General features: G+C 64.4%; 11 protein-coding genes. 3 read left to right on the forward strand and 8 right to left on the reverse strand.

Annotated features, from left to right (window positions below):
• A partial coding sequence (locus tag ACQKPE_RS24945) for a peptide chain release factor 3 (RefSeq protein ID WP_427669331.1) occupies window positions 1-1060 on the forward strand: 1060 nt, incomplete at its 5' end.
• A gap of 35 nt (window positions 1061-1095) precedes the next feature.
• On the opposite strand, the gene ACQKPE_RS24950 is transcribed toward ACQKPE_RS24945, so the two are convergent.
• The 4 genes from ACQKPE_RS24950 to ACQKPE_RS24965 all read right to left on the reverse strand — a co-directional run bounded on the left by ACQKPE_RS24950 (window position 1096) and on the right by ACQKPE_RS24965 (window position 4884).
• The gene (locus ACQKPE_RS24950) at window positions 1096-2175 is read right to left on the reverse strand and encodes a polyamine ABC transporter substrate-binding protein (RefSeq protein WP_427669333.1); all 1080 of its coding nucleotides are present in this window, start codon (window positions 2173-2175) and stop codon (window positions 1096-1098) included.
• A 55-nt stretch (window positions 2176-2230) separates the two neighbouring features.
• Entirely contained in the window at window positions 2231-2572 is a 342-nt protein-coding gene (locus tag ACQKPE_RS24955; RefSeq protein WP_427669335.1) for a cupin domain-containing protein, read from the reverse strand.
• A 30-nt stretch (window positions 2573-2602) separates the two neighbouring features.
• Window positions 2603-4009 carry an NAD(P)/FAD-dependent oxidoreductase gene (locus tag ACQKPE_RS24960; protein ID WP_427669337.1) on the reverse strand — a complete coding sequence of 469 codons (1407 nt, stop codon included), beginning with the start codon at window positions 4007-4009 and terminating at the stop codon, window positions 2603-2605.
• Window positions 4010-4074: 65 nt separating this feature from the next.
• Window positions 4075-4884, reverse strand: coding sequence for a helix-turn-helix domain-containing protein (locus tag ACQKPE_RS24965; RefSeq protein ID WP_427669339.1), 810 nt, complete (start codon window positions 4882-4884; stop codon window positions 4075-4077).
• A gap of 456 nt (window positions 4885-5340) precedes the next feature.
• Here ACQKPE_RS24965 and ACQKPE_RS24970 point away from each other — a divergent pair, with 456 nt between their 5' ends.
• Together ACQKPE_RS24970 and ACQKPE_RS24975 are read left to right on the forward strand one after the other, a co-directional pair.
• Window positions 5341-6099 (forward strand): SDR family NAD(P)-dependent oxidoreductase, encoded by a 759-nt coding sequence (locus tag ACQKPE_RS24970; RefSeq protein ID WP_427669341.1) that lies wholly within the window; start codon window positions 5341-5343, stop codon window positions 6097-6099.
• A complete protein-coding gene (locus ACQKPE_RS24975; protein ID WP_427669342.1) occupies window positions 6099-6749 on the forward strand; it encodes an NADPH-dependent F420 reductase in 651 nt (216 codons plus the stop codon). The genes ACQKPE_RS24970 and ACQKPE_RS24975 overlap by 1 nt, the downstream gene beginning before the upstream one ends.
• A 113-nt stretch (window positions 6750-6862) precedes the next feature.
• On the opposite strand, the gene ACQKPE_RS24980 is transcribed toward ACQKPE_RS24975, so the two are convergent.
• The 4 genes from ACQKPE_RS24980 to ACQKPE_RS24995 form a co-directional block, all read right to left on the reverse strand.
• On the reverse strand, window positions 6863-7831 hold the full coding sequence (locus tag ACQKPE_RS24980) for a peptide ABC transporter ATP-binding protein (protein ID WP_427669345.1): 969 nt from the start codon (window positions 7829-7831) through the stop codon (window positions 6863-6865).
• Complete coding sequence (locus ACQKPE_RS24985; protein WP_427669347.1) at window positions 7831-8799, reverse strand: ABC transporter ATP-binding protein; 969 nt, start codon at window positions 8797-8799, stop codon at window positions 7831-7833. The genes ACQKPE_RS24980 and ACQKPE_RS24985 overlap by 1 nt, the downstream gene beginning before the upstream one ends.
• 10 nt (window positions 8800-8809) lie before the next feature.
• Window positions 8810-9736 (reverse strand): ABC transporter permease subunit, encoded by a 927-nt coding sequence (locus ACQKPE_RS24990; RefSeq protein ID WP_427669348.1) that lies wholly within the window; start codon window positions 9734-9736, stop codon window positions 8810-8812.
• A gap of 10 nt (window positions 9737-9746) precedes the next feature.
• Window positions 9747-9992, reverse strand: a 246-nt coding sequence (locus ACQKPE_RS24995) for an ABC transporter permease subunit (protein ID WP_427669350.1), incomplete at its 5' end; no start/stop codon positions are given.

Here is a 9992-nt window from a genome sequence, read left to right on the forward strand (position 1 = left end):
TCAGGTCGAGCAGGCCCATCTCGGGGTAGGCGAGGAACAGCACCTGGCGCGGGGTGTCCACGGAAGGTGTCGGGTGTTCGGGGACGTTGGCGGGGAGCTCGACTCCGACGAAGCCCGTGCGCACCTGGGTGACGAATACGATCGCTTCCTCGAGCAGCTCGAACTGGTACAGGGCGCTTGCCATGAGTTCGACCAGGACGAGTTCATCAACGGCCAGCTGACCCCGGTGTTCTTCGGTACCGCGCTGGGCAACTTCGGCGTCGACCATGTGCTCGACGCCGTGGTCGACTGGGCGCCGCGTCCGCTGCCCCGTGTGGCCCACGAGCGTACTGTGGAGCCGGTGGAAGAGAAGTTCACAGGCTTCGTGTTCAAGATCCAGGCGAACATGGACCCCAAGCACCGCGACCGCATCGCCTTCATGCGCATCTGCTCGGGCAAGTACGAGAAGGGCATGAAGATGCGTCACGTGCGCACCGGCAAGGACCTGCGCATCGGCGATGCCCTGACCTTCTTCTCCTCCGAGCGTGAGCAGCTGGAAGAAGCCTTCGCTGGCGACATCATCGGCCTGCACAACCACGGCACCATCCAGATCGGCGACACCTTCACCGAAGGCGAGGCGCTGGGCTTCACCGGTATTCCGCACTTCGCCCCGGAACTGTTCCGCCGCGTGCGCCTGAAAGACCCGCTGAAATCCAAGCAGCTTCGCCAAGGCCTGCAACAGCTGGCCGAGGAAGGCGCGACCCAGGTGTTCTTCCCTGAGCGCAGCAACGACATCATCCTCGGCGCCGTGGGTGTGCTGCAGTTCGACGTGGTCGCCAGCCGCCTGAAGGAAGAGTACAAGGTGGAGTGCGCCTACGAGCCGATCACCGTGTGGTCGGCGCGTTGGATCAGCTGTGACGACAAGAAGAAGCTTGAGGAATTCCAGAACAAGGCCATGGAGAACCTGGCCATCGACGGGGGCGGTCACCTGACCTACCTGGCGCCGACTCGCGTCAACCTGTCGCTGATGGAAGAGCGCTGGCCGGATGTGAAATTCCGCGCGACGCGCGAGCATCACTGAGTCATAAAGGGGCCGCACAGCGGCCCCTTTTTACATCAGCTTCCGGATTTGATACTGGTCCAGATGCGCGTACGCAGGCGGTCGATCTTCGCCGGCATGGCCTCCAGGGTGAACAGCTTGCCCATCACATCCTGGTTCGGATAGATCATGGTGTTGGCTTTCATCGCCGGGTCCACCAACGCATCGGCCTTCAGGTTGCCATTGGCGTACTGCACCGAGTTGCTGATGTTGGCCATCACCTCAGGCTGCAACAGGTAGTTCATGTAGGCGTAGCCCGCCTTCTCGTCAGGTGCATCGGCCGGCATGGCGACCATGTCGAACCACAGCGGCGCCCCTTCCTTGGGAATCGAATAGCCCACCTTCACGCCATTCTTCGCCTCTTCTGCGCGGTTCTTGGCCTGCAACACATCGCCCGAGAACCCCACCACCACGCACACATCGCCATTGGCCAGGTCGCCGGTGTACTTCGAGGAATGGAAGTAGGCGATGTTCGGCCGCGCCTGCATCAGTAGCGCCTTGGCCTTTTCGTAGTCCTCGGGGTTCTTGCTGTGGTGTGGCAGGCCCAGGTAATTCAGGGCGATCGGCAGCAGTTCCGGGCCGTTGTCCAGCACTGCCACGCCACAGCTCTTGAGCTTGCTCAGGTACTCGGGCTTGAAGATCAGGTCCCAGGAATCGACCGGGGCATCGGCGCCGAGTGCTGCCTTGACCTTGTCGATGTTGTAGCCGATGCCGGTGCTGCCCCACAGGTACGGGAAACCATGCTCGTTGCCCGGGTCGTTCACCTCCAGCACCTTGAGCAGGCGGGGGTCGAGGTTTTGCCAGTTCGGCAGCTGGCTCTTGTCGAGCTTCTTCAGGGCCTTGCCCTGGATCTGCCGGGCCATGAAATGGTTGGACGGGAACACCACGTCGTACCCGGAGTTACCGGTCATCAGCTTGCCGTCGAGTGTTTCGTTGCTGTCGTACACGTCGTAGGTCGGGGTGATGCCGGTGGCCTGCTGGAAGTTCTTCAGGGTGTCCGGTGCGATGTAGCTGGACCAGTTGTAGATCTTCACCGTGTCGGCGGCGTTGGCCACGCAGGCGGCCAGCATCAGTGGGGCGATGAGGAGGGTGCGCATGTCCGGTTTACCTTGCTGTGAGTGTTGTTATCAAAGGCGGCAGACGATCAGCGGATCAGAAAATCAGTACGTAGGTCTTGCGCACCGTCTCGTGGATATCCCAGATGCCGGTGCTGTTGGCCGGTAGCATCAATGCGTCTCCGGCTTCTATGTGCAGGGGCTCGCCACCGTCGGGGGTGAAGGTGCAGCGGCCCTTGATGAAGTGGCAGAACTCCTGTTGCACGATCTGCCGGCGCCAGCGCCCTGGGGTGCATTCCCAGATGCCAGTCTCTACGCCATCGCTGCGCTCGACGCAGGTGACCGACGTGACCGCGACGGGCTTTCCAAGGGGCACGGCGACTGGATTGGAGGTGTCCAGGGTGGCGCTTTCTGTGTGCTTGAACTGGGTGATGCTCATGGCCATTGGCGTCTCGTGTAAGGGGTGGAGTCAGTGCATGAAGCCTTCCATGAAGTCGGCCAGGCCGCTGGCCAGGCGTCGACGCCAGGGCGCGCTGCCGGGGTTGGCGAGGGTGCGGTCTTCGTGCACGAAGCTTTGGATGATCGCGTTGTAGCCCAGCCAGCGGCAGGGCTCCGGCGGCCAGCTGGCCAGGCTCGACAGCGGGCGGTTGTCGTGCACCCAGGGCTGTGCGGTGAGTTCGTTGTGCTGGCCGAGGATCAATGCGGCCAGGGTGCGTCCACCCAGGTTGCTGGCGCCGACGCCTTCGCCGCCGTAGCCGCCGGCCACGGCCAGGCCGCGCTGGCGGTCGCACAGCATGTGTGGGCGAAAGCGCCGGGCCATGCCTAGGTTGCCGCCCCAGGAGTGGGTGATGCGTACCTGCTTGAGGTGCGGGAACAGCTCGCCGAACAGGTAGCGGCGCAGCTCGATTTCGCTGTCGCTGAGGCTGAAGTCTTCGCGCAGGCGCCCGCCGAACCGGTAGCTGCCGCGGGCACCGAACACCAGGCGGTTGTCAGCGGTGCGCTGGCCGTAGGTGACCTGCCGGCTGCCTTCGCTGAAGGCCTGGCCCTGGCTCAGGCCGATCTGCTCCCAGGCGGATTCAGGCAGCGGCTCGGTGGCCACCAGCAGGCTCTGCACCGGCAATTGGTGACGGCCCAGCGGCGGCAAGCTGGTGGCATAGCCTTCCACCGCCGGCACTACCCATTGGCAGCGCACGCTGGCGTTGGCGGTGCGCACATTGCCGGTTTGCCAGTCGAGAGCCGGGGTGTTTTCGAAGATCGGCACGCCCAGGTTTTCCACCGCCCGCGCCAGGCCGCGCACTAGCTTGGCCGGGTTGAGGGTGGCGACGTGCGGGCTGAACACCGCGCCATAGGCATTGGCGACGCGCAGTTGCCCGGCCAGTTGCTCGGGCTTGAGCCAGCGGTAGTCGTCTGCGTTCATGCCCTGGCGGTACAGGTCGTCGAGGTAGGCGCGCAGGTTGCGCTCTTGCTCCGGGTAGCGCGCGGCGCAATAGAGAACGCCGCTCTTGCGGTAGTCGCAGTCCAGGTTTTCGCGTTGCAGCACGGCGTGGACTTCGTCGGGAATGCCATGCAGCAGGTCGACGCTGGCGCGGCGCTGCTGGGGCGAGAGGGTGGCCAGCAGGCGGTCTTCTCCGAGCAGGTTGCCCATCAGCCAGCCGCCGTTGCGGCCAGAGGCGCCGAAGCCTGCGGTCTGTGCTTCGACAATGGCGATGCGCAGGTGCGGCGCCTGGCGCTTGAGGTAGTAGGCGGTCCACAGGCCCGTGTAGCCAGCGCCGATGATGCACACGTCGACGTCCAGGTCCTGCTCCAGCGCCGGGCGGGCGTCGAGGGGCTCGTCGAGCTGGTCCATCCACAGGCTGATCGTGCGCCAGGCTTGCATCGGTACTGCTCCCACATCCGCGTAAGGTCTGGGTTCGATGCTAGTGGCGGTGCGGGGGGCTTGTCTTACGTGCGTGCACGCAGAGAAACCTGCTTTACGTAGGCCTTGGGCGAAAGCCCGGTGTGTTCGCGAAAGCACTTGTAGAACGCCGACAGCGAATTGAACCCGGCATCGAAGGCCAGCGCGTCGACCGGTTTGCTGGCGCTGTGGTCGTCGAGGCAGGCCAGCAGGTGTTGCAGGCGGGCCTGGTTGACGTAGCGGTAGAAGCTTTGCCCAAGCACCTGGTTGAGCAGGTAGGAGATCTGGTTGCGGCTGTAGCCACTGTCCTTGGCCACCTGTTGCAGGTCGAGTTCCGGGTCGAGGTAAGGGCGCTGGCGCTGGAAGTAGTGCTCCAGGTCCTGGGCCATGGTGCTCAGCTGGCGCGGTGACAGGCCCAGGCGGCTGGTGGCCGGGCGCGGGCCGTCGCTACGTGCGCCGCGTGCGGGCTGGCGTACCAGGGTGGCGTATTCGTTGACCCGCCAGATCAGGCCGTCCTTGACGGTGATCGCCTCGCTGGACTGGAACGCCACCAGGCCATCGCCGCCTTGCACAGTGACCTGGTACTGGATGAACGCGGTGCAGCCGTCGATGCGAATGCGGTCGCTGTGAACGATGTCCTCGCCAGCCTCATGGGGCAGGCAGGCCTTCACGTAGTCGCGCAGCTCGCGGTAGCCGAGCACGCGGTTCTGGAAGAAGTCGTGGTACTGCACGTCCGGGTGGTACAGCGCCATTACCCCGTCCAGGTCGCGATGCTTCCAGCACAGGTGGTAGCGCAGCACGGTGTCGGCGGTAAGCGGGGTCTGCTCGGGGCCGTCGGGGAGGGTGGTGGCGGTCATGGCGAAATAGTGCCTCGGGCTGAGGCGCAGTGACAAGAACGAGGATTGCACAACACCCGCCCAGATCAGGTCGATCCGGCAATTTGCACGGTTGCTGGAGGTGGAATATCGACTAACCGATTGTTTTTGTTCAATGTAATTTTTTGTGACATTTGGCATGCAGGGTGCAACGACCTTCACAGCCCTCGAACAAGGAGAAGCATCATGCGCTCGATACTGCTGTGGATGATTGGTGTGCCGATTCCAGTGATCATCCTGATCTGGTTCTTCATGCACTGACTTCATGAAATGAGTCGAGAGGGCCGCGATGCGGCCCTTTCGCTATTTATGTGTTGATCGTTTCAAAATGCTTTGACAGGCCCCTGCTGCGCTCTTACAGTTTATTAATGTGTCGAATGGCACATAAATATTCGCGCCCTTTAAGGAAGGCGCAATCATTCACTGTGAGGTTTTTTCATGCAGAAGGCATTGTCGGGCAAGGTGGCGCTGGTCACCGGCGGATCGCGTGGGCTGGGAGCGGTCATTGCGCAGGCGTTCGCAGAACAAGGCGCTGATGTCGCGATCAGCTATGTTGCATCGGCCGAGAAGGCCGATGCCGTTGTCGAAACCCTCAAGGCCAAGGGCGTGCGCGCGATCGCCATCCAGAGCGACCAGGCCGACACCGCTGCGGCCAAGCCTTTGGTCGAGCAGGTGCTGGCGCACTTCGGCAAGCTCGACATCCTGGTGGCCAACGCCGCCATCGCGGTGCAAGGCAAGACCGTCGACGACCCGCAACTGGACATCGTCAACCTCGACCGCCAGTGGCAGGTCAACGTGCTGGGCACCGTTGCCACCACCCGCGCTGTCGCACCGGTGCTGTCCGATGGTGGCCGCATCATCTTCATCGGCTCGCTGCTGGGCACCCGCGTGCCGTTCCCAGGTGCTGCGGACTACGCGGGCACCAAGGCGGCGCTCATCGGTTACGCCAGAGGTGTGGCGCGTGACCTGGGTGGTCGCAATATCACGGTCAACGTCGTCCAGCCGGGTGTGATGCCCACCGACATGGCCGCAGAGGTGTTGGGCGATGGTGTGCCTGCGCCATTGCTGGACCTGCACCCGATTCGCCGCATCGCCACCCTTGAAGAAGTGGCCGCGACCGTCAGCTTCCTGGTTGGCCCGAACGGCGGCTACACCACGGGTGGTGTGATCGACGTGGCCGGCGGCCTGGGTATCTGATGACGACTATCGGCATCATCGGCGCGGGCGAGGTCGGCAGCGAGCTTGCCCGTGCGGCCATCGCTTGCGGCTATGACGTGGTCATCGCCAACTCGCGCGGCCCTGAAACCTTGACCCAGCTGGTTGCCCAGCTCGGCCCGGCAGCCCGTGCAGCAACCGCTGCCGAAGTGGCCGAGGCGGGGGATTTCGTGGTGGTGGCGGTGGCGCTGAAGTTGGCCAACGACATGCCTGTCGAGGCGCTGGCCGGGAAGGTGGTGATCGATACCAACAACTACATGATCTGGCGCGACGGTCATTACCCGATGGTCGACTCGGGCGAGAAGACGGTGCACGAGTTGCGTCAGGAGCACCTGCCCACGTCCAAGGTGGTCAAGGCCTTCACCCATATCCAGGCTCCGCGTATCAACCTGTGGGGTAGGCCGGCGGGTTCCCCGGAGCGTTTGGCGTTGTCGGTGTCGAGTGATTATCCGGAAGCGGTGGCGTTGGTCACGCGGCTGTATGACCAATTCGGTTTCGATGCGGTCGACCACAGCCCGCTGAGCGAGTCGTGGCGCAATGCGCCGGGGCAACCGGCTTGGAAGCAGGAGCGGCAGAGCCGGGTTGAGTTGGCGGCCAACCTTGGTAAGGCACGGCCGATCATTCTGGGATAAGGCTGGTTAATTGGGGCCGCTTTGCGGCCCTTCGCGGGCAAGCCCGCTCCTACAGGGTTATGCGTTACCTGTAGGAGCGGGCTTGTCGGGGCGCCGAACCGCCGCGAAGCTTTTTAGAGGAACTGCTCAGCGTAATGACACGCCACCTGCCGCGTCCCCACCGCACGCAGCGCTGGAATGTCCTTGGCGCAACGTTCGGTGGCATACGGGCAACGCTTGTGGAAGGCACAGCCATCCGGCGGGTTGAGCGGGTTGGGCAGTTCACCGGCAATGCGGATCTTCGGCTTCAGCGGGTCCGGGTGGATCGCCGGGGTGGCCGACAGCAGCGCCTGGGTGTACGGGTGCAGGGGCTTTTCGTAGATGTCTTCCTTGGGCCCCATTTCCGCCGGGCGGCCCAGGTACATCACCAGCACCTGGTCGGCCACATGCCGCACCACCGCCAGGTTGTGGGAGATGAACACATAGGCGGTGTTGAACTCTTTTTGCAGGTCCATGAACAGGTTCAGCACCTGCGCCTGGATCGACACGTCCAACGCCGAGGTCGGTTCATCCGCCACCAGCACCTTCGGTTGCAGCATCATCGCCCGGGCCAGGGCGATACGTTGGCGCTGGCCACCCGAGAACATGTGCGGGTAGCGGTGGTAATGCTCGGGGCGCAGGCCCACCTGCTGCATCATCTTCTGCACTTTCTCGCGGCGCTCGGCCTTGCTCAGCGAGGTGTTGATCAGCAGCGGCTCGGCCAACTGGTCGCCGATCTTCTGGCGTGGGTTGAGCGAGGCGTAGGGGCTCTGGAAGACCATCTGTACGTCGCGGCGCAGCTGCTTGCGCTGGGCCTTGTCGGCGCCCTTGACCTCATGCCCGGCGATCTGCAACGAGCCGGAGGATGGTTCCTCGATCAACGTCAGGGCGCGGGCCAGGGTGGACTTGCCGCAGCCGGACTCGCCGACCACGGCCAGGGTCTTGCCGGCCTCCAGTTCGAACGACACGCCATTGAGTGCGCGTACCAGTGCATGGCCCTTGAACAGGCCGCGGGAGACTTCGTAGTGACGGGTCAGTTCACGGGCGGACAGAACGACAGTCATCACGCCACCTCCTGGTTCAACGGATAGAAGCAACGCACCAGGCTATGGGCCTGGGGATCGAGGGCCGGGCGCTGCCGGCGGCAGCTGTCCTGCACGTAGGGGCAACGCGGCGACAGCAGGCAGCCCTGCGGGCGGTCGTAGCGGCCAGGCACGATGCCGGGCAAGGTCGCCAGGCGCTCGGCGCCGACGCTGTGCTCGGGGATCGCCGCCAGCAACGCTTCGCTGTACGGGTGCGCGGGAATGTCGAACAGTTCCGGCACCTGGCCCACTTCCACGGCTTGGCCGGCGTACATCACGCAGACGCGCTTGGCGGTCTCGGCGACCACGGCCAGGTCGTGGGTGATCAGGATGAGCGCCATGTTGCGCTCTTTCTGCAGGTTCACCAGCAGCTCCATGATCTGCGCCTGGATGGTTACGTCCAGCGCGGTGGTCGGCTCGTCGGCGATCAGCAGCTTGGGCTCGCCCGCGATGGCCATGGCGATCGCCACGCGCTGGCTCATGCCGCCGGAGAGTTGGTGCGGGTAGGCGTCCAGGCGGCTTTCGGCAGCCGGGATTTCCACCTTCTTGAGCAGCTCGAGCGCGCGCTGGCGCGCGGCCTTGCCCTTCAGACCCAGGTGCTGGCGCAGCACTTCCTCGATCTGGTAGCCCACGGTGTAGCTGGGGTTCAGGGCGGTCATCGGGTCCTGGAAGACCATGGCGATGTCCTTGCCCACCACCTTGCGGCGCTGGCGGCCGCTGAGCTTGAGCATGTCGGTGCCGTCGAAATTGAGCACGTCGGCGGTGATGCGCCCGGGGGCGTCGATCAGGCCCATCAGGGCCATCATGGTCACCGACTTGCCGGAGCCGGACTCGCCGACGATGGCCAGGATTTCACCGGCATCCACCGACAGGTCGAGGCCATCGACCACCGGCACGGCATTGGCGTCGCCGAAGCGCACGTTCAGGTTGTTGATCTGCAACAGTGACATGGCGTTCTCCTCAGGCGGCGTTCTTGAGTTTCGGGTCCAGCGCATCGCGCAGCCCGTCGCCCATCAGGTTGATTGCCAGCACACTGAGCAAGATGGTCAGGCCAGGCAGGCTCACCACCCACCAGGCACGTTCGATGTAGTCGCGGGCCGAGGCCAGCATGGTGCCCCACTCAGGGGTCGGCGGCTGCACGCCAAGGCCCAGGAAGCCCAGGGCGGCGGCGTCGAGGATCGCCGAGGAGAAGCTCAAGGTCGCCTGCACGATCAGCGGCGCCATGCAGTTGGGCAGCACGGTGATGAACATCAGCCGCGGCAGGCTGGCACCGGCCAGGCGTGCGGCGGTCACGTAGTCGCGGTGCAGCTCGCCCATCACCGCAGCGCGGGTCAGGCGCACGTAGGAGGGCAGCGAGACCACGGCAATGGCGATCACGGTGTTGATCAGGCCAGGGCCGAGGATGGCGACGATGGCCACGGCCAGCAGCAGCGAGGGCAGGGCCAGCATCACGTCCATCAGGCGCATGATCGAAGGGCCGAGCAGGCGCGGGAAGAACCCGGCGAACAGGCCCAGCAGGATGCCGGGAATCAGCGACATCACCACCGAAGAAAGGCCGATCAGCAGCGACAGGCGCGCGCCCTGGATCAGGCGCGACAGCAGGTCACGGCCCAGCTCGTCGGTGCCGAGGATGAACTGCCAGGTGCCGCCTTCGAGCCACACCGGTGGGGTGAGCAGGAAGTCGCGGTATTGCTCGCTCGGGTTGTGCGGCGCCACCCATGGGGCGAACAGCGCGCAGAACACGATCACCACCATGAAGGCCAGGCCCGCCACCGCGCCTTTGTTGCGCGAGAAGGCGTGCCAGAACTCCTTGTACGGGGAGGGGTAGAGCAGGCTTTGGTCGGCCGCCGGGGCCTGGGTTACAGCATTGGGAATTGGGCTTGTCATGGCGAAGACCTCAGCGCTGATGACGGATGCGTGGGTTGGCCAGGCCGTAGAGGATATCCACGACGAAGTTGACCAGGATCACCAGGCAGGCGATCAACAGGATGCCGTTCTGGACCACGGGGTAGTCACGGGCGCCGATGGCTTCGATCAGCACATAGGGCGCGAAGGGCTGTTTGTCGCCCATTTCCTCGGCCAGGCTTTGCAGGCGCTTCTTCACCTTGGGGTTGAGCAGGGTCCACAGGCGCCGCCTCCCGAG

Source organism: Pseudomonas sp. NPDC089554, assembly GCF_050280645.1.
Lineage (GTDB): Bacteria > Pseudomonadota > Gammaproteobacteria > Pseudomonadales > Pseudomonadaceae > Aquipseudomonas.

Bases quoted from the DNA above. Each gene is read 5' to 3' on its own strand.
- ACQKPE_RS24990 (WP_427669348.1), bottom strand. From the start codon at position 9,736: ATGACAAGCCCAATTCCCAATGCTGTAACCCAGGCCCCGGCGGCCGAC.
- ACQKPE_RS24960 (WP_427669337.1), bottom strand. From the start codon at position 4,009: ATGCAAGCCTGGCGCACGATCAGCCTGTGGATGGACCAGCTCGACGAG.
- ACQKPE_RS24955 (WP_427669335.1), bottom strand. From the start codon at position 2,572: ATGAGCATCACCCAGTTCAAGCACACAGAAAGCGCCACCCTGGACACC.
- ACQKPE_RS24980 (WP_427669345.1), bottom strand. From the start codon at position 7,831: ATGACTGTCGTTCTGTCCGCCCGTGAACTGACCCGTCACTACGAAGTC.
- ACQKPE_RS24965 (WP_427669339.1), bottom strand. From the start codon at position 4,884: ATGACCGCCACCACCCTCCCCGACGGCCCCGAGCAGACCCCGCTTACC.
- ACQKPE_RS24985 (WP_427669347.1), bottom strand. From the start codon at position 8,799: ATGTCACTGTTGCAGATCAACAACCTGAACGTGCGCTTCGGCGACGCC.
- ACQKPE_RS24975 (WP_427669342.1), top strand. From the start codon at position 6,099: ATGACGACTATCGGCATCATCGGCGCGGGCGAGGTCGGCAGCGAGCTT.
- ACQKPE_RS24950 (WP_427669333.1), bottom strand. From the start codon at position 2,175: ATGCGCACCCTCCTCATCGCCCCACTGATGCTGGCCGCCTGCGTGGCC.
- ACQKPE_RS24970 (WP_427669341.1), top strand. From the start codon at position 5,341: ATGCAGAAGGCATTGTCGGGCAAGGTGGCGCTGGTCACCGGCGGATCG.